Raw genomic sequence first — 22,865 nt, 5'->3', positions numbered from 1 at the left:
CTGCGCGCGTCAGCCTTTGGAGGTGCAGCGTGCGCGTGATCCTGTTCAGCAGCCGGCAGTACGACGACGATTCGTTTGCTGCCGCGAACCGGCAGTTCGGCTATCGGCTGCACTTCCAGCCGTCGCACCTCGACGCGGAAACCGCGATCCTCGCGCACGGCTATGACGTCGTCTGCCCGTTCGTCAACGACACCGTCGACGCGGCCGTGCTCGAGCGGCTGGCGGACGGCGGCACGCGTCTGGTCGCCCTGCGCTCGGCGGGCTTCAACCATGTCGACCTGGCGGCGGCCGAGCGGCTCGGCATCACGGTCGTGCGCGTGCCCGCCTATTCGCCGCACGCGGTTGCCGAGCACGCGGTCGCGCTGATCCTCGCGCTCAACCGCCGCCTGCCGCGTGCCGTCGCGCGCACCCGCGAAGGCGACTTCTCGCTGAACGGCCTGCTCGGCTTCGACCTGCACGGCAAGACCGTCGGCGTGATCGGCACCGGCATCATCGGCAGCGTGTTCGCGAAGATCATGATGGGCTTCGGGATGCATGTGCTCGCGCACTCCGTGCCGCCGTACAACGACGAACTGATCGCGTACGGCGCACGCTATGTCGAGCTCGACGAGCTGCTGCACCACGCCGACATCGTCAGCCTGCACTGCCCGCTGCTGCCGTCGACGCACCACCTGATCAACGAACGGACGCTCGCGCGGATGAAGCACGGCGCGATGCTGATCAATACCGGGCGCGGCGGCCTCGTCGATGCGCAGGCGCTGGTCGATGCGCTCAAGAGCGGCCAGCTCGGCCATCTCGGGCTCGACGTGTACGAAGAGGAAAGCGGGCTCTTCTTCGAGGATCACTCCGACCTGCCGCTGCAGGACGACGTGCTCGCGCGCCTGCTGACGTTCCCGAACGTAATCGTCACGTCGCACCAGGCATTCTTCACGCGCGAGGCGCTCGCCGAGATCGCGCACACCACACTGCTGAACATCGAGGCGTGGCATGCAGGCACGCCGCAGAACGTCGTGACGGCGAATCGCTGAGAAATCGACGAAATCGGCTCGTTTCACGGTTGCAGGTGCCGCCGCAATCGTTTGCTTTTGTCCATCGCTGCAAACGCGATCTTTTTATTCAACAATTTCGCGCTTTGTTTCGATCGATGTAACGATTCCGGCGCGCCGTCTGCTATCGTTGCGCCGACGTTACCCCGCCCCCTCCTGCTCATGCGTTTCGACGACTCCGACATCGCCGCCGTCTACCGCGCCATTTTCGAACGGCGCGACATGCGCCACTTCACGCCGGCGCCTGTCGATCCGGCCGTGCTCGCGCGCCTGCTGCGCGCGGCGCATCACGCGCCGAGCGTCGGATTCATGCAGCCGTGGCGCTTCATCCGCATCACCGATCCCGAGTTGCGCACCGCGATCCACGCGCTGGTCGAGGCCGAGCGCTGCGCGACCGCCGACGCACTCGGCGAACGCCAGGACGAATTCATGCGGCTGAAGGTCGAAGGCGTGCGCGAGTGCGGCGAGCTGCTGGTCGTGGCGCTCGCCGACGGCCGCGAGCGCCACGTGTTCGGCCGCCGCACGCTGCCGGAAATGGATCTCGCGTCCGCCGCGTGCGCGATCCAGAACATGTGGCTCGCGGCCCGCGCCGAAGGGCTCGGGATGGGCTGGGTATCGCTGTTCGACGTCGATGCGCTGCGCGCGCTGCTGCGGATGCCCGACGGCGCGAAGCCGATCGCCGTGCTGTGCATCGGGCATGTCGACGCGTTCTATGCGAAGCCGATGCTCGAGCAGGCGCGCTGGGCTGCGCGGATGCCGATCGAAGCGTGCCTGTTCGACAATGGCTGGGACGAGCCGGCCGCGCTCGATGCCGCAGGCTCGCCTTCGTCGCCCGCGGACGCTAACGCGGCAACGAACACCGGCACCGATACGGCAAGCGCATCGCCCACAAGCGGTGACGGGTCGCCCCAGCGCATCGCCTGACGAGCACCCCGCCGCCTCCCTCGTTCCGGCCCCGGCACATTCATCGCTGCGAACCCCGTTCGAATCCCACACTGTGAGCTTCACGCGCACTACCCCGTCGCACGCCGGCAACAACCATTTTGGCCCCAAACATAGGGGTTTTCACTGAAGTAGAATCGCGGCTGTCGTTCGCCTTACCGTCCGCCCGTTTCGCGCATCCTGCGCCAGCCTGAGCGGCGGCTTTTCCCGAGCCAACCGCGATGCCCTTACCTCTTTTCGCCCTCGCCGTCGCCGCATTTGGAATCGGTACCACCGAGTTCGTGATCATGGGGCTGCTGCCCAATGTCGCACGCGACCTCGGCGTGTCGATCCCGGCCGCCGGCATGCTCGTGTCGGGCTATGCGCTCGGCGTGACGATCGGCGCGCCGATCCTCGCGATCGTGACCGCGAAGATGCCGCGCAAGCGCGCACTGATGGGCCTGATCGGGCTGTTCATCGCGGGCAACCTGTTCTGCGCGATCGCGCCGGGCTATGCGGTGCTGATGGCCGCGCGCGTCGTCACCGCGTTCTGCCACGGCGCGTTCTTCGGGATCGGCTCGGTGGTCGCGAGCAACCTCGTCGCGCCGAACCGCCGCGCGCAGGCGATCGCGCTGATGTTCACCGGCCTCACCCTCGCGAACGTGCTCGGCGTGCCGCTCGGCACCGCGCTCGGCCAGGCGTTCGGCTGGCGCGCGACGTTCTGGGCCGTCACTGGCATCGGCATCGCCGCGGCCGCCGCGCTCGCCGTCTGCCTGCCGAAGAACCTCGCGATGCCCGACACCAGCATCACGCGCGAATTCAGCGTGCTGAAGCACCCGCAGGTGCTGATGGTGCTCGGCATCAGCGTGCTCGCATCGGCAAGCCTGTTCAGCGTGTTCACGTACATCACGCCGATCCTCGAGGATGTGACGGGCTTCTCGCCGCGCCAGGTCACCTACGTGCTGCTGCTGTTCGGCCTCGGGCTGACGGTCGGCGGCACGCTTGGCGGCAAGCTCGCCGACTGGCGCCGGATGCCGTCGCTGATCGCGACGCTCGCGCTGATCGGCGTGATCCTCGCGCTGTTCGCCGGCACGATGCACCTGCCGTTCGCCGCGCTTGCGACGATCTTCGTGTGGGGCATCCTCGCGTTCGCGATCGTGCCGCCGCTGCAGATCCTGATCGTCGACCGCGCAAGCGACGCGCCGAACCTCGCGTCGACGCTGAACCAGGGCGCATTCAACCTCGGCAACGCGACCGGTGCATGGCTCGGCGGGATGGCGATCGGCTCCGGCGTGTCGCTCGTGAACCTGCCGTGGGTCGGCGTCGCGATGGCCGTCGCGGCGCTCGCGCTCACGCTGTGGTCGGCGTCGCTCGAACGCCGCCCGGTGGCCGTGCCGACCGAGTATGTGTGACGCAACCCTGCTGCAACCCTGCTGCAATCGTTGCGGACACAACCCCACTCGATCCTGATGGCCTTCATGGACCTTTCAGGGGCCGCGGTGTAGCATCCCGGCCGTTGACTGTTCATCCTCCCCAAAGGCAGGACATTCCCACTTCATCGAATGCCACCCGACATCGCCTCACAGAGACATGGGTTTTACGCTTTCTCTATGGGCTGACACCACCAGTCCGGCGGCCAGAACGTTACGTGCTGCATTGATATCGCGGTCGTGGCGCGACTCGCATTTCGGACACGTCCACGCGCGCACCGTCAACGGCATGCTGCTGACGATATATCCACAAGCGGAACACCGTTTACTGGAGGGATACCAGCGATCAATGCCAATCAGCTTGCGGCCATACCACTCGGCTTTGTACGTCAACTACCGCACGAATTCCGACCAGCCTGCGTCGGCAATCGATTTCGCGCGCCTTCGGCTCTTCTGCATGTGGCGGATAGCAAGACTTTCGATGGCGATCACTTGGTTTTCGTTGATCAGCCGGGTCGAAAGCTTGTGCAGAAAATCCCTGCGGCAATCTGCTATCCGGGCGTGCATGCGTGCGACTTTGAGCCTTGCCTTTCGGCGATTGGCGGAGCCCTTTTGCTTTCTCGCCAACCGCCGCTGCAGCTTGGCGAGTTTGGCTTCGTTTTTGCGAAATACGTTCGGAGCAGTGATCTTCTCGCCCGTCGAAAGAACGACAAAATCTGTCAACCCAAAGTCGACACCGACCTTGCCAGTCGACGCCGATTTTCCGGAAACTGCGTCATCGCAAAGCATTGAGATGTGGTATCGACCTGCTGTGTCTTTCGACACCGTGACGGTTGTTACCCTCACCCCTTTTGGGATTGTGCGCGACCAGCGGATCGCGAGCGGTGCTTTCATCTTCGCGAGCTTCAGCGAGCTGCCGTCCCACTTGAACGCGCTCGCCGTGTACTCGGCCGATTGTGTGTCGTCTTTCCGCCGGACGTTCGGATACTTCGCCCGCTTGGCGAAGAAGTTCGCAAATGCCGTCTGCAAATGGCGCAGCGCTTGCCGGAGCGGAACTGAACTCACCTCGTTCAGCCACGCATGTTCCGGAGTTTTCTTCAGCTCCGTGAGCGCAGCGGAGGTTTCGTGATAGCCGACATGCACCTGATCCTGATGCCACGAATCGGTTCGCATTCGCAACATGCAGTTATACGTAAAGCGAGTACATCCGAACGTCCGGGCAAGCATCGCGGCTTGCTCGGGTGTCGGGTAGAACCGGAATCGGTAGGCACGTTTGATGTCCATGCCTTACACCCTGTCACATGCTCGGGCATGCCTCAACTCAGCCATTCGGCTGCCTTCCTTTCACTTTCCCCCAAAAGGACTTGTTTTTAGAGCAAATGCGATGAAAGCCATTCTCAATCGCGATTTCCTCGCGCTGATCCTGAGCGTCGCGGTCGTCGGCCTCGGGACCGGCGCCACGTTGCCGCTCACCGCGCTCGCGCTGACCGAAGCCGGACACGGCACCAACGTCGTCGGCATGCTGACGGCCGCGCAGGCGCTCGGCGGCCTCGCGATCGTCCCGTTCGTCACCGCGCTCGCGCGGCATATCGGCTCGCGCCGCGCGATCGTCGTGTCGGTCGTGCTGCTCGCGGCAGCCACCGCGCTGATGCAGTTCACGTCGAACCTGATCCTGTGGGGCGTGCTGCGCGTGCTGTGCGGCGCCGCGCTGATGCTGCTGTTCACGATCGGCGAGGCGTGGGTCAACCAGCTCGCCGACGATTCGACGCGCGGCCGCGTCGTCGCGATCTACGCGACCAATTTCACGCTGTTCCAGATGGCCGGCCCCGTGCTCGTGAGCCAGATCGCCGGTGCGACGAGCATCCGCTTCGCGCTGTGCGGCGCGCTGTTCCTGCTCGCGCTGCCGACGCTCGCGACGATCCGGCGCGCCCCCCTCGCCGGCGACGACGCGCATCACGAAGCGCACGGCCGCTGGCTCGACGTGCTGCCGCGCATGCCCGCGCTGATCATCGGCACCGGGTTCTTCGCGCTGTTCGATACGCTCGCGCTGTCGCTGCTGCCGCTCTACGCGATGGATCACGGCGTCGCGAGCGCGACGGCCGTGCTGCTCGCGTCGATCATGCTGTTCGGCGATACCGCGATGCAGTTCCCGATCGGCTGGCTCGCGGACAAGCTCGGCCGCGAGCGCGTGCATCTCAGCGCAGGCTGGATCGTGCTCGCCGGCCTGCCGCTGCTGCCGTTCGTCATCGCGAATCCGTGGCTGTGCTGGCCGCTGCTGTTCGTGCTCGGCGCGGCGGCCGGCAGCATCTACACGCTGTCGCTCGTCGCATGCGGCGAACGCTTCCGCGGTGCGGCGCTCGTCACCGCGAGCTCGCTCGTATCGGCGTCGTGGAGCGCCGCGAGCTTCGGCGGCCCGCTGGTCGCCGGTGCGTTGATGGAGCAACTGGGCAGCAACGCGCTGGTCGGCGTGCTGGTCGCCTGCGTCGCGGCGTTCGTCGCGGCCGCGCTGTGGGAGCGCCGCACCGCGTTGCAACGCGCAGTCTGACCCTGGCCCCGGCGCGCGAGCAACCCGCAGCGCGCCGCCCCAACGACGACGGCGCGAACATGCGCCGCCCGGCCACGGATACGCCGGTCATACGGCGAAAACGACGACGGCCCGCGCCATGCGAGCCGTCGTGCTCATGGCCACGCTACATCGCGCGTTACGCCTTCAACGCCGGCAGGATCTTGCCGACACACGCGCCGAAGCCGACGCGATAGCCGTCGCCCTGGCACCATCCGGCGAGCGTCAGCTCGTCGCCGTCCTCGATGAACGCGCGGCTGCCACCACCGTTCAACGCAACCGGCTCCTTGCCGTTCCACGTCAGTTCGAGCAGGCTGCCGAACGAATCCTTCGTCGGCCCGCTGATCGTGCCCGAACCCATCAGGTCGCCGACCCGCGTGTTGCAGCCCGCGACCGTGTGATGCGCGAGCTGCTGCGCCATCGTCCAGTACATGTGCCTGAAGTTCGTGCGGCTGATCGACGTTGCTTCGGCCGCGCCTTCCGCGCGCAGCGTCACTTCGAGCGCGATGTCGAACGCATGCTTGCCCGCGTGCTGCAGATACGCGAGCGGCTGCGGCGACTGCTCCGGCTGCGCGGTGCGGAACGGTTCGAGCGCGTCGAGCGTGACGATCCACGGCGAGACCGTCGTCGCGAAGGTCTTTGCGTTGAACGGGCCGAGCGGCACGTATTCCCACTGCTGGATGTCGCGCGCGCTCCAGTCGTTCAGCAGCACCATCCCGAAGATATGCGCTTCCGCGTCCTCGCACGCGATCGGCTCGCCGAGTGCGTTGCCCTTGCCGACGATAAAGCCCGTCTCCAGTTCGATGTCGAGCTTGCGGCATGCGCCGAACACCGGGCGCTCCTGGTCCGGCAGCTTCAGCTGGCCGTTCGGGCGCCGCACCGGCGTGCCGCTCACGACCACCGACGACGCACGGCCGTTGTAGCCGATCGGCATCTCCGACCAGTTCGGCAGCAGTGCATTCTTCGGATCACGGAACATCGAACCGACGTTGGTCGCGTGTTCCTTCGACGAATAGAAATCGGTGTAGCCGGGAATCCCGACCGGCAGATGCAGCGTCGCGTCGCGCTGCGCGACGAGCACCTGCGCGCGCAGCGGAGCATCGTCGCGCAGCCGCGCGTGATCACGCGAGAACAGGTCCGACAGCTGTACGCGCACGCTGCGCCATGCGTCGCGGCCGAGCGCGATGAACGCGTTGAGCGTCGGTGCGGCGAACACGTCGGCGCCGGCCGGCAGCGTCACGAGGCCCGCGCGCGCGAGCGCCGCGAGGTCGACGATCTGGTCGCCGAGCGCCACGCCCGCACGGCGCGACGCTTGCTTCGCATCGCTGAAGATCCCGAACGGCAGGTTCTGGATCGGGAAATCGCAGGCGGGATCGTTCGCCGTCTCGACCCAGCTCTTGCGGGCCGGGTCGAGCGTCGCGCGCCAGTCTTGGGTATCGCTCATCGTTGCTCCGGATTGAAATGTTTCTTGATGCCTTGCCAGCATTCGAAGTAGTCCGCCTGCAGCTGTGCGGTGTCGAGCGCGTAGCGCGTCGGCCGGATCAGCGTGCGGGTTTCGAACATGAACGCCATCGTCGCGTCGACCTTGTGCGGCTTCGTCGTGTCGCTCGCGGACGCCTTCTCGAACGTATCCGCGTCGGGCCCGTGCCCCGACATGCAGTTGTGCAGGCTCGCACCGCCCGGCACGAAGCCTTCGGCCTTCGCGTCGTATGCGCCGTGCACGAGCCCCATGAACTCGCTCGCGACGTTGCGGTGGAACCAGGGCGGGCGGAACGTGTCCTCGGCCGCGAGCCAGCGCGGCGGGAAGATCACGAAGTCGATCGTGTCGACGCCCGGCGTGTCGCTCTGCGACTGCAACACCAGGAAGATCGACGGATCGGGATGGTCGTAGCTGATCGAGCCGATCGTGTTGAACAGGCGCAGGTCGTACTTGTACGGCGCGTAGTTGCCGTGCCATGCGACGACGTCGAGCGGCGAATGACCGATGTCCGCACGCCACAGGCGGCCGTTCAGCTTCGCGATCAGTTCGAACGCGCCTTCGCGGTCTTCATACTCTGCCTGCGGGGTCAGGAAGTCGCGCGGGTTCGCGAGGCCGTTCGAGCCGATCGGGCCGAGATCCGGCAGGCGCAGTTGCGCGCCGAAGTTTTCGCAGATGTAGCCACGCGCGTCGCCATCCGGAAGCGTGACGGTAAAGCGCACGCCGCGCGGGATCACCGCGATCTCGAACGGCGCGACGTCGACCCGCCCGAATTCGGTCGCGATGAACAGCCGCCCCTGCTGCGGCACGATCAGCAGTTCGCCGTCCGCGCTGTAGAAGAAGCGGTCCTGCATCGAACGGTTCGCCGCGTACAGGTGGATCGCGCAGCCGTTCATCGCGGCGGCCGAGCCGTTGCCGGCCATCGTCACCAGCCCGTCGACGAAATCGGTCGGATCGGCCGGCATCGGCAGCGGATCCCAGCGCAGCTGGTTCGGCGGCGTCGGCGGCACGTCGGCCGAATCGCCGAATTCCGACACGAGGCGCTGCGGGCCCGCGTACGGCTCGAACGGCCGGTGCACGGCCGCCGGACGAATGCGGTACAGCCACGAGCGGCGGTTGTGGCCGCGCGGCGCGGTAAACGCCGTGCCCGACAGCTGCTCCGCATACAGCCCGTACGGCGCGCGCTGCGGCGAGTTGCGACCGTGCGGCAGTGCGCCGGGCAGTGCCTCGGTCGCGAATTCGTTCGCGAAACCGCTCAGGTAGCCGGCTCTCGCCGGTTTCGACAGGTCAAGCGTCATCGTTTCCTTTCTCCCTCAATTCATGGCGGCGTTCGGCGCCTGCACGCCGTTGCGCCGCGTCACGCCCGCCAGGCCGAGAACGAACAGCGCCGAGCACAGCACGGGCACCGCGGCCGCGTGGAACAGCGCGCCGTTCGACCAGTTGAGCGCAATCAGTTGTCCGCCGACGAGCGGCCCGAGCACCGAGCCGATCCGGCCGATGCCGAGGCTCCAGCCGATGCCCGTGGAGCGCAGCGACGTCGGGTAATACTGGCCCGCGAGCGCGTTCACGGCCGGCTGCCCGCCGACCACGCAGAACCCGCCCGCGAACACCACCACCAGCAGCCACGGCAGCGCATGCGCGACCGAGCCGATCAGCCCCACCGACACGGCCGCGCACGCGAAGCACGCGAACAGCACGCGCACGAAGCCGTAGCGTTCGATGAACCAGCCGAGTGACAGCGTGCCGATCACGCCGCCCGTCTGCAGCACCGTGCCGACGATCACGGCCGTGCCCGGCGAATAGCCCGCGTCGCGCATCACGGTCGGCAGCCAGTTCGACAGGAAGTACAGATCGATCAGGTTCATGAAGCTGATCGCCCACAGCAGCAGCGTGACCGGCAGGCGGCCGTGGCTGAACAGCTCGGCAACCGGCGCGCCGGTTGCAGCGCGCTCGCGCACGACGAGCCGCGTGTTCGCATCGATGCCGGCCTGCGGCGCGAAGCGCGCAAGCCAGTCGCGCGCCTGCGCGATGCGCCCTTTCAGCACGAGGAACTGCAGCGATTCGGGCAGCCGCGCGACCATCGCGATCGTCAGCACGAGCGGCACCGCGCCGCCGACGAAGAACACCGACCGCCAGCCGAGCGCCGGAATCAGCGCGGCGCTGATGAAGCCGCCAAGCGCCGCGCCGAGCGTGAAGCCGCACGACACGATCATCATCCGCTTCACGCGATGCGCGGCCGGGCTGAACTCGCCGACCAGGGCCATCGCGTTCGGCATGATGCAGCCGAGGCCGAGGCCCGTGACGAAGCGCAGCGCCATCAACACCGGGATCGATCCCGCGAACGGCGTCGCGAGCATCGTCACCGCGAAGAACAGCGTCGAGCCGATCAGCACCGGGCGCCGCCCGATCCGGTCGGCCAGCACCGACAGCCCGAGCGCGCCGAGCAACATCCCGAACAGGCTCGCGCTGAACACCGGGCCGAGTGCCTGCTTCGGCACGCCCCATTCGGCGATCACGCTCGGTGCGACGTAGCCCATCGCCTGCGCATCGAAACCGTCGATCACGAGGCACAGCCCGCACAGCACCAGCAGCATCCAGTGAAAGCCCGGGCAATGGGTCTCGTCGATCACGCGCTCGACTTCGAGCACGCGTGCGTCGGCCGGCGCCGCGCTCATTGCGTCACCTCGGCGGCCGGATGCACGGGCGGCGTCACGCCCTGCCGCGCGAGTGCCATCGCTTCGCGCAGCACGTCGGCGTCGCCGATCTGGTTCGCGAGCAGCAGGATCAGCTTCGCGTTGACGAGCTGGCTGTCGGCGTCGGACAGGTCGCGATGCATGTCGATCAGCGCTTCGTAGAACGCGTCCGGGTCAGCCAGGCGCGGGCGGGTGTCGAGTGAGGGCATGACGGAGTCTCCGGTATCGTTATCGTGTGCTCAGCGTGCGCAGGTCGCGCGCGCCAGTGCGTCGGCAAGCGCCTGACGGTCGAGCGTGCGCGTGCGGGCGCAGACATGCTGGTCGGGGCGTAGCAGGTAGAACGTGCCGGGCTTCGCGTCGTAGCGTTGCGCGGCGAAACCGTCGACATCCTCCACGACGTCGACACCCGTGACCGGCTGCGCATGGCCGGCCGGCACGACAAGCACGGGCCGCACCGGCAGCGCGAGGCCGTCGAGCGCCTGCGCAAGCGCGGCCGCATCGCCCGGCAGCCCGAACAGCACGCCGGTGAAGCCGCCGCCCAGATGCTGCAGCAGCCAGCCCGACGCGCCTTGCGCACGCACCGGCGCATCGGCCGCCGCCGCGCCCGGCCGCATCGCGCCGGCGAAGGCATCGCCGTTGCGGTCCGGCGTGTTCAGCGGCGAATCGGCCAGCACCGCCGGCACCGACAGACGGCCGCTGTTCACGAGCTTGCGCGCGAACTCGCAGTCGCGCGCAAGCTTCAGCGTCGCGTCGCGAAACACGCGCGACACCGGGCTCTTCGGCGTGATGAAGTCAGTCGAGCGCGTCGAGTTGCGGATGTTCTCGTCGGCCGCGAACTCGCGCTCGCTCGCATACGTATCGAGCAGGCTGTCGGCCGAACGGCCGTCGAGCACGAGCTTCAGCTTCCATGCGAGGTTGTCGGCGTCCTGCACGCCGCTGTTCGCGCCGCGCGCGCCGAACGGCGACACGCCGTGCGCGGAATCGCCCGCGAACAGCACGCGGCCGTGACGGAAGGTATCCATCCGCTGGCAGCGGAACGTATAGACGCTCACCCACTCGAGCTCGAACTCGACGTCCGGCCCGAGCAGCGCGCGCACGCGCGGGATCACGCGCTCCGGCTGCTTCTCGGCGACCGGGTCGGCATCCCAGCCGAGCTGGAAGTCGATGCGCCACACGTTGTCGGGCTGGCGATGCAGCAGCACCGACTGATTGGGGTGGAACGGCGGGTCGAACCAGAACCAGCGCTCGGTCGGAAACTCCGCCTTCATCTTCACGTCGGCGATCAGGAAGCGATCCTTGAACGTGCGGCCGTGGCTTTCGAGGCCCATCATCGCGCGCATCGGGCTGCGCGAGCCATCGGCCGCGATCACGTACTGCGCGCGCAGCGTCGCGATGCCTTCCGGCGTCTCGATCGTCACCACCGCGTGTTCGGCCGACTGGTCGATGCCCGTCACCTTGTGCTTCCAGCGGATGTCGATGTTCGGCAGTTCGAACGCGCGGTCGGCCAGATAGCCTTCGACGTAGTATTGCTGCAGGTTGATGAACGCCGGGCGCGCATGCCCTTCCTCGGGCAACAGGTCGAACGCGTAGAGCTGCTCGTCCTGCAGGAACACCTTGCCGACGTGCCAGCTCACGCCCTTGTCGACGAAGCGCTCGCCGCAGCCGAGCCGGTCGAAGATCTCGAGCGTGCGTTTCGCGAAGCAGATCGCGCGCGAGCCGGTCGACAGCGTGTCGTCATCGTCGAGCAGCACAACGGGCACGCCCTGCTGCGCGAGGTCGATCGCGGCCGACAGGCCCACCGGGCCCGCGCCGACGACGATCACCGGGTGAACGGCCGCGTCATGCGCGCGCGGCCGGTATTCGAACTTCAGCGTCTGGTAATCGATGCTCATGGTCGCCATCCGCTCCTCAACCCTGCCGGGCGCTCGCCGGCACGCCCGCCATCCCGCCCGACGCCTGCCGGCGCACCGCACCGCCGTCCCGCGTGCAATTCCTGTCAACCGCCACGTCTCGCTCCTTGCTTCCTGTTGATTCGTGAACGGCGCCGTTTCGCGGCGCCCGCATGCCGCATTTCTTGATCGGCGACAAATCTTGGATTTACGAATAGTAAAACCAATTACGAATAGTGAAATCAACGTAAACCCTAGGCGAAGTCTCCAGGACGGGATAACCATATGAGCGAAACGCCAAGCCGAGCTTGGCCGGCGCTGCTAATATCAAGATACGAGGCGGCCCGTTCGGCCGCCGTTTTTCCTTCTTACGCCGATGATTCCGCCCACCATTCCCGAGCTGGTCGCCCGTGCCGGGCAACTGCCGTATCTGCGGGATCACCTCGCGCTCGCCGATGGCGGCACCGCAAGCGCGAACCTGCCCGAGCGCTCGCTCGGCAGCGCCTACGAACCGATCTACGACGTGACGATGCCGGGCGCACCGCAGTCGACGTCGTTCGCCGACACAATCGAGCGCTATGGCGACGAGCTCGGCTTCCAGGCCGTCACCGTCGTCACGGGTGCGCCGCACGACCCGGTCGACTCGGCCGTCGACGACCAGACGCTCGTCGCGATCGACCGCCTGTCGCGCGCGCTGCACGCGATCAACTTCTTCGGCGCGCAGCGCCACGGGCTGCTGTTCCTGCGCGTGCACGAACGGCTGCTGAAGAGCGTGAAGTACGACCACGGCAAGCATTTCTCGTCGGTGCTGCAGCGCTTCGGGCTGCCGGCCGAGCGGATCGTGATCGAGCTGCCGGCGGTCGCGGTCGCACACAAGACCTTTCTCGGCTACCTGACGCGCAGCTACCAGCATCACGGCTTCAAGGTCGCGGACAAGCTGCCCGACCCGGGCCGTATCCTCGCGGTCGAATCGGAGATGGCGCGCCCCGACTACATCAAGATGGATGCGGGCATCGCGTTGCGCGACGGGATGGTCAAGGCGCTCGTCGCGTATGCGCAGCGCGTGCGGATTCCGCTGATCTTCGACGGCGTCGTCGACGAGACGCAGTGCGAGCTGCTGCGCCAGCACGACGTGCGGTTCATGCAGGGGCCCGTGTTTGCGAAGGTCGTGACGGCCTGAGTGGATGAGGTGGACACAGCACGCGCGAGGAGTGGCGCGCCGGATGCGGGACATCGGGTGATTGACAGGGGATCGGGCCGCCCGGCTTGACCCGCCGCCCGGCGTCCACCAGCGTGTTGCCGCCCGCGTGGATGAACCGACTTCGCTGGATCATGCGTCGCCCGTCTTCGGTGCTTCGGTGCCGAAGCTTGCCTATCGCCTACGTTCGTCCGCCATCGTCGTACTTGGGCAAATCGTCGTCGATCTCGATGCCCGGGAAGCGATCCCCGTACCAGACATGCCAGGCCGGGCGCAGCCGCGACGGCTCGTCGAGCGTCGCGTAATTGATCTCGACCGTCCCGGGTGCGTCGCTGAGCCGGTATTCGAGCTGCGCGCCACACCGGCCGCAGAAGCGCCGCTCGCCCCACGTGCTCGACGCATAGATCGTCGGCTCACCTTGCAGGTATTCGAACGCGTCGATCGGCACCGATGCCGATGCGACGACCGCGGCGCCGGTCGTGCGCTGGCAGAGCCGGCAGTGGCAAAAACCGGCGTCGGCCGGAACATGGGCGATCCGGTACCGGATCGCGCCACATGCGCATCCGCCTTCCATCGGTTCTGCGTGAGACATGGCAAACCCTCTCCGTCGACAAGCTGGCGAACGATCATGCGCCCGGTTCGCCCGCGGCACAACCAAGGGCGGCGGTGCCGCCCTCGTCCGGTACCGCCCGTTCCGGCGACCGAACCCGTGCCGCGCGCCGCCCTGCTCAGGCCGTCTGTCCGAGCCGCTGCGCGAGCGCCTTCAGCTTCGGCCCGACTTGCGTACGGAACACGTCCTCGTCCATCGACGATGCGGGGCCGCTGCAGCTCAGGATCAGCCAGCGCCCCTCGCGCGGCTCGCGAAACGGGACGGCCGCCGCGTTGACGTCCATGTGCCACGCCCGAAACGAATAGCAACAGCCACCTGACGAGAACTCGGCCACCGCGTGCTGCGCAGCGGCGACGAGCGCATCGGCGTCGGCCGCGCCGCCGGCCGCTCGATGTAGCTCCGCAAGGAGCGCGCGGCGCACGTCCTCCGGCTGCACGGCCAGGTACGCGCGTCCCATCGAACTCGTCAGCATCGACAGCCGCGAGCCAGGCGCAAGCCCGAGCGTCAGCGCGGTCTCGCTGCGGATCGTCTCCAGATAGATCATGTCGAGCCCGTCGCGGCAGCCGAGCGACACGGCCGCGCCGATGTCGCGCGCGAGCGCCTGCATGTGCGGCCGCGCGAGGTCGATCGTCCCCGAGCCCGACAGCAGCGCGTAGCCGAGCGACAGCACGCCGGCGTCGAGTGCATACTTTCCGAGCGTCTCGTCATAGCGCAGGTAGCCGAGCACGGTCAGCGTGTAGGCGAGCCGGTTCACGGTTGCCTTAGGCAGCCCCGTGCGCTCGGCGAAGTCGCGGTTGCCGAGCATCGTCTCGCCGGGCCGGAACGCGCGCAGCAGGTCGAGCCCGCGCGCGAGCGCGACGACGAACTTGCGTTCGTCGATCGTGGTTTCGTCGATGGTTGAAAGTGTCATCTGGTGCTACACTGGGTTCGATTTGCAAAACATTGTTCCGCACAGCGGAACTTCAGTCAAGCAAACTCTCAGGCATGAAACCCGGCTGAATCAGGGACCGACCGCGAAGCATGGGGCCCGGGTAAGCGCCGAAGCGCCAACTCGGGTCGACCGCAAAGCATGGGACCCGAGTAAGCGCTGAAGTACCAACTCGGGTCGACCGCGAAGCATGGGACCCGAGTAAGCGCTGAAGCGCTAACTCGGGTCGACAGGAGATGAGACGATGAGTGCTGCAACTTTTCATTGGGACGATCCGCTGCTGCTCAACCAGCAACTGACCGAAGAAGAGCGGATGGTGCGCGACGCCGCGCAAGCTTACGCGCAGGACAAGCTCGCGCCGCGCGTGACCGAGGCATTCCGCCACGAGCGCACCGACGCCGAAATCTTCCGCGAAATGGGCGAAGTCGGCCTGCTCGGCCCGACGATTCCCGAAGAATACGGCGGCCCCGGTCTCAATTACGTGAGCTACGGGCTGATCGCGCGCGAAGTCGAGCGCGTCGACTCGGGCTACCGGTCCATGATGTCCGTGCAGTCGTCGCTCGTGATGGTCCCGATCTACGAATTCGGCTCCGACGCGCAGAAGCAGAAATACCTGCCGAAGCTCGCAACCGGCGAATGGATCGGCTGCTTCGGGCTGACCGAGCCGAACCACGGCTCCGACCCAGGCAGCATGGTCACCCGCGCGAAGAAGGTGCCCGGCGGCTACTCGCTGTCCGGCGCGAAGATGTGGATCACGAACTCGCCGATCGCCGACGTGTTCGTCGTGTGGGCGAAGCTGGAAGAAAACGGCAAGGACGCGATCCGCGGCTTCATCCTCGAGAAAGGCTGGAAAGGCCTGTCGGCACCCGCGATTCACGGCAAGGTCGGGCTGCGCGCCTCGATCACCGGCGAGATCGTCCTCGACGAGGTGTTCGTCCCCGAAGAGAACCTGATGCCGAACGTGAGCGGCCTGCGCGGCCCGTTCACGTGCCTGAATTCGGCCCGCTACGGGATCGCGTGGGGCGCGCTCGGCGCCGCCGAGTCCTGCTGGCACACCGCCCGCCAGTACGTACTCGACCGCCAGCAGTTCGGCCGGCCGCTCGCCGCAAACCAGCTGATCCAGAAGAAGCTCGCCGACATGCAGACCGAAATCACGCTCGGCCTGCAAGGCGTGCTGCGCCTCGGCCGGATGAAGGACGAAGGCACGGCGGCCGTCGAGATCACGTCGATCATGAAGCGCAACTCGTGCGGCAAGGCGCTCGACATCGCACGGCTCGCGCGCGACATGCTCGGCGGCAACGGGATCTCCGACGAATTCGGCGTCGCTCGGCACCTCGTGAATCTCGAAGTGGTCAACACGTACGAAGGCACGCACGACATCCACGCGCTGATCCTCGGCCGCGCGCAAACGGGCATCCAGGCGTTCTTCTGATCGCCCGGATGCGGCGCGCTCGGCCGCCAGGCCGCGCCCGCGCACGCGCAAAAAAAATGGCCCGACCGGCGTGACTGCCGGGCGGGCCGTTTTTCACCGGATCTGCGCGCCGGGCCGCCAGCCCGGTATCGCGTTCACGCTCAGCCGATGCTTACTTGTTCGGCTGCGGCGTGAGGCGCAGATACGGACGCACTGCGTTGAAGCCCTTCGGGAAACGCTTCTTCAGCTCTTCCGGATCCTGCAGCGACGGCACGATCACGACGTCGTCGCCATCCTTCCAGTTGCCGGGCGTCGCAACCTTGTAGTTGTCGGTCAGCTGCAGCGAGTCGATCACGCGCAGCACTTCGTCGAAGTTGCGCCCCGTGCTGGCCGGATACGTGATGGTGAGCCGCACCTTCTTGTTCGGGTCGATCACGAACAGCGAACGCACCGTCAGCGTTTCGTTCGCGTTCGGGTGGATCATGTCGTACAGCTGCGACACCTTGCGGTCGGCGTCGGCGATGATCGGAAAACCGACGACCGTCGACTGCGTGTCGTTGATGTCGTTGATCCAGCCCTTGTGCGATTCGACACCGTCGACCGACAGCGCGATCACCTTCACGTTGCGCTTCTCGAATTCGCCCTTCAGCTTCGAGGTCAACCCCAGCTCGGTCGTGCACACCGGCGTGTAGTCGGCCGGGTGCGAGAACAGGACACCCCAGCCGTCACCCAGCCACTCGTGAAACTTGATCGGGCCCAGGCTCGATTCCTGCTCGAAATCCGGTGCGATGTCGCCAAGACGCAGACTCATGATGTTCCCTCCTCGAACGGTGCTGGTTGAAACCGCGCCCGGGTCGGCGCGGGAAAGTCTGTCAGCTTACGGGAAGCAATGGAGCGTGCGAACGATTATTCCGTTTGATATTCATTCTTTTTTGTCATTTTTGCCCGGTGTCGGTGCCGGACAGGTGGCCAAACGGGAAACTTTTCACCCCATTTGCCGCTCTGTTGATGATTACAAGTCGTTTACCATGCGGTCTTGCCCACCGTCGTGTGTCTTCCCGGCTCGCCAGCAGGCAGGCGTTTCGCTACGATGTGAACCTGCAGCATGACAGCATGAAGGGAGTTGCAATGTCGGAAATCAACAAGGAGAAACTGATGTCGGATATCAAAACCGTTCTCTCGGACGCCGAAGACCTGCTCAAGCAAGCCGCGAGCAGCACGGGCGACCGTGCGGCCGAGCTGCGCGAGAAAGCCATGTCGCACCTGAAGCAGGCCAAGGAAAAGGCAGCCGACGTCCAGGTCGTGGTGGTCGAGAAAGGCAAGAAGGCCGCACGTGCGACCGACGATTACGTGCACGAGCATCCGTGGACGTCGATCGGCGTCGCCGCCGGCGTCGGTGTGCTGATCGGCCTGCTGATCAACCGCAAGTAACGCGATCTGCGCCGTTTCGTCCCGTTGGCCGCGTCACGCGGCCTGCGGGCGTCGAAGCCTGCCGGCGGTTTCCGCCGGCCGGCTTTGTCCTAGCTGTACACTGCACGCGCACGCACCTCACCCATGACGACAGACACCACCTCGCAGCCGTCCGGCCAAGGACCGCTGCGCCGCCTCGTCGGCTCCGCGATCGGACTTCTGCAAACGCGCCTCGAACTGGTCGGCATCGAGCTCGCCGAGGAGAAGGAGCGCCTGATGGGCGTGCTGTTCCTCGGGCTCGCCGCAATGATGCTCGCGACGATGGCACTCATCAGCCTGACCGTGCTCGTCGCGATCGCGTTCTGGGATACCTACCGCTGGCAGTCGCTCGCGGCGATCACCGCGCTGTATGCCGCAGGCGGGATCGCATGCGCATTGAAGGCCCGCTCGGGCCTGCGCGATGCGCCAACCGTATTCGAAGCGACGCTCGCCGAACTCGAGAAAGACCGCGAACTGTTCCGCGGCAAGCCGTGAACGCAGTCGCGCTCACCCCTCCCACCTACTTCGCCGACGCGCCATGAGCCAGAACATCACGGGCAATTCACCCCGCTCCCATTCGTCGCGATCGAACTGGAGCGCGTCGCAGCATCGCGCGCTCCGCAAGGAACTGCTGATCCTGCGATCCGAAGTCGAGCGGCTCGAACTCGCGGAAGCCGCCGGCGAAATGCGCCAAGCCGTCACGCGCTTCAGCTGGCTCAAGGTGTTCATCCCCGGCCTGTCCAGCAACAAGTTCAGCCAGTCTGCCAAGAACTTGAACGCGAGCCTCGGCCAGCTCGTCAACCAGTATCCGATGCTGAGTTCGCTCGCATCGCTCGTGCTCGCAAAACCCGTTCGCTCGCTGCTGCGCGCGAGCGCGGGGCCCGCGCTGAAGTGGGGCACCCTCGGTTTCGCTGCATGGGAGGTCTACCGGATCTGGAAGCAGTCCCGCGACGAGCGCGGGCTCGACACGCACGACGACTGATCGCCGGCATCCTGCGCGCACGGCCATGCGCCGTGGCGCGCCTTCCCGCCGAACTCAACGCACGCCCCAGCACGCCGCGACCTGAGCGTCGGCGCCGTCACTGCGCACATTGCCCTTCGTCCCGTCCGAGCGCAGCGTGAACGTGCCGCATGCATCGTCGTGCATCGGGCCCGTGTCGAGCGGCGTTGCATCCAGTTCATAGTTCACCGGCGAACCGTCGCCGTCCGGCCGCCTGAGCGCCAATCGATAGACCGCGCGCCCGTCCGGCGGCGCTTGCGTAAGCGCCGTCGGCAATGCCGAAGGCGGTACACCGTCCAGTGTTTCGAGATAGTGGGCCGCCCGGTACAGCGCGGCGACCGCCGACGCGCGATGAACGCGCACGACATGCTCGCGATACGACGGGATGCCCCATCCGGCCAGCACCGCGACGATCGCGAGCACGATCATCAGCTCGATCAGCGTGAATCCCGCCGAGCGGTACACGGACGTGCGACCGTTCATCGAAGCACCGTCGCGACGCGACGCCAGTGCAAGGCGATGATGTGTCCGTCGCGGATCGCGACCTGATGCTGCAACCAGACGGCGCTCGATGCATGCGCACCGACGCCGCGCGCGGTGACGACGTAAGCGCGGGCGCCGGCCGGCCCTGCCCCGCGCCAGGCTTCGATCAGGCATCGCGGCGGTTGCGCAGCCATCGGCCATCCGGCGAACGGCGCGAACGCTTCGGCGGCCGCCAGCGCCGGCATGCGCCGCCACGCGTCGGGCTCCGCGTGCGACTCGACTTCGCCCACGTAGGGCGCCGAGCCTCGGCGCAGTCGCGCGGTGCACGCAGCAAGCGCGGCATCGGCCGCGTGGAATGCGACCAGCCGATCGGACAACGCCCGCGTGCGGCGCGATTCCGTCAGTGCCGCTTCGAACCACGTGCCGGTCAGCGCCGCGACCGCCGCGCCAACCGCGATCACCGCAGGCAATGCGAGGCCCGCGTCGCGACGCCAATCGCGGCTGGCCGACCGCAAGCGCATGTGTGGCGCTCGCCGGCGCGGTGGCCGGGCTTCCGCACCTGCAGCCGGCCGCGGCTCGTCGCCGTGTGTCGCGATACGCTCATGCGTGTTGCCCACCGCGACACATCGCGACTGCTCCCGCGTGTACTGCCCCGCCCCGTTCATCGCCGCGCCTCGCGTTCATCCGTTGCATCGCGCGACGTATCGCCGAATGCACGCACGGAATTCCTCAACGCAACGATGCGATCGAGCGTCAGACGCGCGCGGCCGTCTCGCGCAACGACAGTGCGGCCATCGCAGTCGACGTGCCGCGCCGGCTCGCCCACCGGTTCGCCGCGCGCCCGCACGCAGACATGCACGGCCACGACATCGCGCCAGTCGTCGCCCCGTATTCCATCGGCATCGGCGAACTGCGTGCCGCCGTGACGAAGATAGCGCACCCGCAACTGATCGATTCCCGACACGACAGGCTGCGGCGTGCCCGGACGGCCGTTTCCTTCGCAATACAGTTCGGGCTCGCCCGTCGACGGACTGGTGTGCACATCGAAGCGGTTCTCCACCGGCGCAGGTTCGCCGGACACGCCGACACCCTGCCCGAGGCAATCCGACACCTGGCCGCTAACAGTGGCCCACGTCGACACGCCATCGCCGACATACCGGATCAGCAACGCGTCCGACGCAGCGCGCACGGGCTCGCACCGTACCTGCGCGCCATTCCCCCTCACACGCGCCATCGAACAGCCGAACACAGGCGGCAACGACGGCACACGCTCCGCATCGAGCGGCCGGAATCCTGCCATCTGGATCTGCTGGCCGATCAGCATCAGTGCGGTGCCGGCCGCATCGCGCATCCGGAACCCGTCGTCCGCGCGCCGCTGTGCGACGCGCTGCGCGTGGTACAGCGCACCGGCTGCCGCGAGCACGAGCAGTCCGACGGTCATCGCAATCAATACTTCAAGCAGCGTATGCGCACGCATGCGGCGATCAGCGTTCATCGGCGTCAGCCTCCCGGTACGGAATCCGGACGCACGACGGCGGCTGCGCCGACCTGCCCGCCGCTTCGCATCGCGGCCCGGTCACCGCATTGCCGCCGCGCCAGCCGACAACCGCGTAGCGGACGCCACCCGGCCCGTCACCGCGCGTCATCGCGCCGCCGGGCAGCGACGCCGCGGCCCGCGCCGCGAGACCATCGTCGGCCCCCGCGGCTACGTGCAAGCGCTCGATACGCGCATCGGCCAGCCACAGCGCGCGTTCACGCCAGATCGTCGCGCGCTGCGCACGCGCCATCGCAAGCTGGCTGCCCGCCACAGCCAGCATCACGGTCGCGAGCAGCGCGATGGCCAGCATCGCTTCGATCAGCGACGTGCCTCGCATTGCGTTGCGCATGGCGCTCACGCCGCGTCGCAGCGACCGGCGACCACCCGCGCCCGGCCGCCTGCCGCAATCCGCACGCAACGTGATGCGCGCGCGTCGTCCCTCCCTGGCATGTCGCGTCGCGGACGCAATTCGAAACGCCGGATGCCACCGATTGCCTGGCCGGCCGGCGGTACAAATGCGAGATCGTGCGCGGCCCCCGAGACAGCCACTTCGGCATCGCGCGGATAGCGCCGCAGCACGCGTGACTGCCCGTCGACCTGCCCGCTGACGATCCAGTCGCACGACCATTCCGCCGGATCGCACCGCTCACCGGCACGCAGACAGGTGCTGCCGCTCGCGGCCCGGCACAGCGTGACACGCACGCCGAGACGCGTCGCCTCGGTCCGTGCAAACGACAGCGCCCCGAGCAACGCGCGCGAGCGTGCCTCCACGCGTTCGCGCATGCACCACTGGTCGAACGCGGGCGCCGCATAGAGCGCGAGCCCGGCCGCCAGCGAGATGGCAATCATCAGCTCGACGAGCGTGAACCCGCCCGAGCGTCGCAACACATTTTTCAGGGGGTGAGCGTGCAGTGCCATCGCAGTCGTCCTTCGCCAAGGTGATGCGACGACTGTAGCGACGCGTGCGGGCGCACGCCATTTGCCGAATGGCCGACTGGCGACATGCGATCGCGGCCGACACAATCGGCGCGAACTGACCAACGGAGAAGACGATGAACGGACGCAGCGCGTCAGCGCTTACGCGGTGTCTTGGCGGGAGAGGCGCGACGGAACTCTTCGATCACGTCGGCAAATTCGGAAACGTCCTCGAACCGGCGATACACCGATGCGAAGCGGACATAAGCGATCGTATCGAGGCCGCGCAACTCGTTCATCACGAGTTCGCCGAGTTTCTCGCTACGCACTTCGCGCTCGCCTGTCGCGAGCAGTTGATACTCGATGCGGGCGACCGCCGCGTCGATCGCGTCGGCAGCAACCGGCCGCTTGCGCAGCGCGAGTTGCATGCTGGCGACGATCTTGCGACGGTCGAATTCCGTGCGGCTGCCGTCCTTCTTCACGACGAACGGCAGGGACAGCTCGACCCGCTCGTACGTCGTGAAGCGCTTGTCGCAAGCCGAGCAGCGACGGCGCCGCCGGATCGCGGCGCCATCTTCGGACACGCGCGAGTCCACGACCTGCGTGTCGTCATGCCGGCAGAACGGGCAGCGCATCGTCGATCAGCGATAGACCGGGAAGCGCTTGGTCAGCTCGGCGACCTGTGCGCGCACGCGCTCGATCGTCGCGGCATCTTCCGGGTTGTCCAGCACGTCCGCGATCAGGTTGCCCACCTGTTCCGCTTCCGCCGGACCGAAGCCGCGCGTCGTCATCGCCGGCGAACCCAGGCGCACGCCGCTCGTCACGAACGGCTTTTCCGGATCGTTCGGGATCGCGTTCTTGTTCACCGTGATGTGTGCCGCGCCCAGCGCCGCTTCCGCTGCCTTGCCCGTGATGTGCTTGGCACGCAGGTCCACCAGCATCACGTGGCTCTCCGTGCGGCCCGACACGATCCGCAGCCCGCGCTTCACCAGCGTTTCAGCCAGCACGCGTGCGTTCTCGACCACCTTCTCCTGGTACGCCTTGAACTCCGGCGACAGCGCTTCCTTGAACGCCACTGCCTTCGCCGCGATCACGTGCATCAGCGGGCCACCCTGGATCCCCGGGAAGATCGCCGAATTGATCGGCTTCTCGTACTCCGACTTCATCAGGATCACGCCGCCGCGCGGGCCGCGCAGGCTCTTGTGCGTCGTCGTCGTCACGAAGTCCGCGTGCGGCACCGGGTTCGGGTACACACCTGCCGCGATCAGGCCCGCGTAGTGCGCCATGTCCACCATCAGGTACGCACCCACCGACT

General features: G+C 67.1%; 26 protein-coding genes. 9 read left to right on the top strand and 17 right to left on the bottom strand.

Annotated features, from left to right (window positions below; genetic code table 11):
• Positions 1-29: 29 nt before the first annotated feature.
• The 3 genes from B7G54_RS13775 (at position 30) to B7G54_RS13765 (ending at position 3,379) form a co-directional block, all read left to right on the top strand.
• Positions 30-1,028, top strand: coding sequence for a 2-hydroxyacid dehydrogenase (locus B7G54_RS13775; protein WP_085039573.1), 999 nt, complete (start codon positions 30-32; stop codon positions 1,026-1,028).
• Positions 1,029-1,208: 180 nt separating this feature from the next.
• Positions 1,209-1,970, top strand: a complete 762-nt coding sequence (gene bluB, locus B7G54_RS13770) for a 5,6-dimethylbenzimidazole synthase (RefSeq protein ID WP_085039572.1) — start codon at positions 1,209-1,211, stop codon at positions 1,968-1,970.
• A gap of 239 nt (positions 1,971-2,209) precedes the next feature.
• Positions 2,210-3,379, top strand: coding sequence for an MFS transporter (locus B7G54_RS13765; RefSeq protein ID WP_085039571.1), 1,170 nt, complete (start codon positions 2,210-2,212; stop codon positions 3,377-3,379).
• Between the two features lie 168 nt (positions 3,380-3,547).
• Here the strand turns inward: B7G54_RS13765 and B7G54_RS39655 are convergent, their stop codons facing one another.
• Together B7G54_RS39655 and B7G54_RS13760 are read right to left on the bottom strand one after the other, a co-directional pair.
• Complete coding sequence (locus B7G54_RS39655; RefSeq protein ID WP_244289334.1) at positions 3,548-3,790, bottom strand: transposase; 243 nt, start codon at positions 3,788-3,790, stop codon at positions 3,548-3,550.
• On the bottom strand, positions 3,791-4,681 hold the full coding sequence (locus B7G54_RS13760) for an RNA-guided endonuclease InsQ/TnpB family protein (RefSeq protein WP_244289333.1): 891 nt from the start codon (positions 4,679-4,681) through the stop codon (positions 3,791-3,793). It abuts the gene before it with no gap.
• 100 nt (positions 4,682-4,781) lie between these two features.
• On the opposite strand from B7G54_RS13760, the gene B7G54_RS13755 reads away from it, so the two are divergent.
• Complete coding sequence (locus B7G54_RS13755) at positions 4,782-5,942, top strand: MFS transporter (RefSeq protein ID WP_085039570.1); 1,161 nt, start codon at positions 4,782-4,784, stop codon at positions 5,940-5,942.
• A gap of 157 nt (positions 5,943-6,099) precedes the next feature.
• Here the strand turns inward: B7G54_RS13755 and fahA are convergent, their stop codons facing one another.
• Genes fahA through B7G54_RS13730 form a run of 5 tightly spaced genes read right to left on the bottom strand, consistent with a single transcriptional unit; the run spans position 6,100 to position 12,031 of the window.
• The gene (fahA, locus tag B7G54_RS13750; RefSeq protein WP_085039569.1) at positions 6,100-7,404 is read right to left on the bottom strand and encodes a fumarylacetoacetase; all 1,305 of its coding nucleotides are present in this window, start codon (positions 7,402-7,404) and stop codon (positions 6,100-6,102) included.
• The gene (gene hmgA / locus B7G54_RS13745) at positions 7,401-8,735 is read right to left on the bottom strand and encodes a homogentisate 1,2-dioxygenase (RefSeq protein WP_085039568.1); all 1,335 of its coding nucleotides are present in this window, start codon (positions 8,733-8,735) and stop codon (positions 7,401-7,403) included. The genes fahA and hmgA overlap by 4 nt, the downstream gene beginning before the upstream one ends.
• A gap of 15 nt (positions 8,736-8,750) precedes the next feature.
• Positions 8,751-10,112, bottom strand: coding sequence for an MFS transporter (locus tag B7G54_RS13740; protein WP_085039567.1), 1,362 nt, complete (start codon positions 10,110-10,112; stop codon positions 8,751-8,753).
• Entirely contained in the window at positions 10,109-10,339 is a 231-nt protein-coding gene (locus tag B7G54_RS13735) for a DUF2783 domain-containing protein (RefSeq protein WP_085039566.1), read from the bottom strand. Before B7G54_RS13735 ends, B7G54_RS13740 begins: the two co-directional genes overlap by 4 nt.
• A gap of 30 nt (positions 10,340-10,369) precedes the next feature.
• Complete coding sequence (locus B7G54_RS13730) at positions 10,370-12,031, bottom strand: FAD-dependent oxidoreductase (protein ID WP_085039565.1); 1,662 nt, start codon at positions 12,029-12,031, stop codon at positions 10,370-10,372.
• Between the two features lie 364 nt (positions 12,032-12,395).
• Between B7G54_RS13730 and B7G54_RS13720 the strand changes: the two genes are divergently transcribed.
• Positions 12,396-13,199 carry an EAL domain-containing protein gene (locus B7G54_RS13720; RefSeq protein WP_085039564.1) on the top strand — a complete coding sequence of 268 codons (804 nt, stop codon included), beginning with the start codon at positions 12,396-12,398 and terminating at the stop codon, positions 13,197-13,199.
• Between the two features lie 199 nt (positions 13,200-13,398).
• On the opposite strand, the gene B7G54_RS13715 is transcribed toward B7G54_RS13720, so the two are convergent.
• Both B7G54_RS13715 and B7G54_RS13710 read right to left on the bottom strand, forming a co-directional pair.
• Positions 13,399-13,809 carry a GFA family protein gene (locus B7G54_RS13715; RefSeq protein WP_085039563.1) on the bottom strand — a complete coding sequence of 137 codons (411 nt, stop codon included), beginning with the start codon at positions 13,807-13,809 and terminating at the stop codon, positions 13,399-13,401.
• A 136-nt stretch (positions 13,810-13,945) separates the two neighbouring features.
• On the bottom strand, positions 13,946-14,737 hold the full coding sequence (locus B7G54_RS13710; protein ID WP_085039562.1) for an IclR family transcriptional regulator: 792 nt from the start codon (positions 14,735-14,737) through the stop codon (positions 13,946-13,948).
• Positions 14,738-14,999: 262 nt separating this feature from the next.
• On the opposite strand from B7G54_RS13710, the gene B7G54_RS13705 reads away from it, so the two are divergent.
• Positions 15,000-16,187, top strand: coding sequence for an acyl-CoA dehydrogenase (locus B7G54_RS13705; protein ID WP_085039561.1), 1,188 nt, complete (start codon positions 15,000-15,002; stop codon positions 16,185-16,187).
• Between the two features lie 151 nt (positions 16,188-16,338).
• Here the strand turns inward: B7G54_RS13705 and B7G54_RS13700 are convergent, their stop codons facing one another.
• Positions 16,339-16,977 carry a peroxiredoxin gene (locus tag B7G54_RS13700; protein WP_085039560.1) on the bottom strand — a complete coding sequence of 213 codons (639 nt, stop codon included), beginning with the start codon at positions 16,975-16,977 and terminating at the stop codon, positions 16,339-16,341.
• Positions 16,978-17,294: 317 nt separating this feature from the next.
• On the opposite strand from B7G54_RS13700, the gene B7G54_RS13695 reads away from it, so the two are divergent.
• From B7G54_RS13695 to B7G54_RS13685, 3 genes are all read left to right on the top strand, one after another.
• The gene (locus B7G54_RS13695; protein ID WP_085039826.1) at positions 17,295-17,597 is read left to right on the top strand and encodes an ElaB/YgaM/YqjD family protein; all 303 of its coding nucleotides are present in this window, start codon (positions 17,295-17,297) and stop codon (positions 17,595-17,597) included.
• 123 nt (positions 17,598-17,720) lie between these two features.
• The gene (locus B7G54_RS13690) at positions 17,721-18,110 is read left to right on the top strand and encodes a phage holin family protein (protein WP_021157159.1); all 390 of its coding nucleotides are present in this window, start codon (positions 17,721-17,723) and stop codon (positions 18,108-18,110) included.
• A gap of 43 nt (positions 18,111-18,153) precedes the next feature.
• A complete protein-coding gene (locus tag B7G54_RS13685) occupies positions 18,154-18,597 on the top strand; it encodes a DUF3318 domain-containing protein (protein WP_085039559.1) in 444 nt (147 codons plus the stop codon).
• A gap of 54 nt (positions 18,598-18,651) precedes the next feature.
• On the opposite strand, the gene B7G54_RS13680 is transcribed toward B7G54_RS13685, so the two are convergent.
• The 7 genes from B7G54_RS13680 to B7G54_RS13650 all read right to left on the bottom strand — a co-directional run.
• Positions 18,652-19,098, bottom strand: a complete 447-nt coding sequence (locus tag B7G54_RS13680; protein ID WP_175130512.1) for a type IV pilin protein — start codon at positions 19,096-19,098, stop codon at positions 18,652-18,654.
• A complete protein-coding gene (locus tag B7G54_RS13675) occupies positions 19,095-19,619 on the bottom strand; it encodes a hypothetical protein (protein WP_175130513.1) in 525 nt (174 codons plus the stop codon). Before B7G54_RS13675 ends, B7G54_RS13680 begins: the two co-directional genes overlap by 4 nt.
• Positions 19,620-19,759: 140 nt before the next feature.
• Complete coding sequence (locus B7G54_RS13670) at positions 19,760-20,593, bottom strand: PilW family protein (RefSeq protein WP_085039558.1); 834 nt, start codon at positions 20,591-20,593, stop codon at positions 19,760-19,762.
• Complete coding sequence (locus tag B7G54_RS13665; protein WP_244289332.1) at positions 20,583-20,984, bottom strand: type IV pilus modification PilV family protein; 402 nt, start codon at positions 20,982-20,984, stop codon at positions 20,583-20,585. The genes B7G54_RS13670 and B7G54_RS13665 overlap by 11 nt, the downstream gene beginning before the upstream one ends.
• Positions 20,985-20,989: 5 nt before the next feature.
• Entirely contained in the window at positions 20,990-21,553 is a 564-nt protein-coding gene (locus B7G54_RS13660) for a GspH/FimT family pseudopilin (RefSeq protein ID WP_085039556.1), read from the bottom strand.
• 152 nt (positions 21,554-21,705) lie between these two features.
• Entirely contained in the window at positions 21,706-22,185 is a 480-nt protein-coding gene (gene nrdR / locus B7G54_RS13655; RefSeq protein ID WP_006476792.1) for a transcriptional regulator NrdR, read from the bottom strand.
• A 6-nt stretch (positions 22,186-22,191) separates the two neighbouring features.
• A partial coding sequence (locus B7G54_RS13650) for a serine hydroxymethyltransferase (RefSeq protein ID WP_133059165.1) occupies positions 22,192-22,865 on the bottom strand: 674 nt, incomplete at its 5' end.

Source organism: Burkholderia puraquae (assembly GCF_002099195.1).
Taxonomy (GTDB): Bacteria; Pseudomonadota; Gammaproteobacteria; order Burkholderiales; family Burkholderiaceae; genus Burkholderia; species Burkholderia puraquae.
The sequence above is the reverse complement of the archived record's forward strand: the minus strand, read 5'-3'. Positions and strand labels throughout refer to the sequence as shown.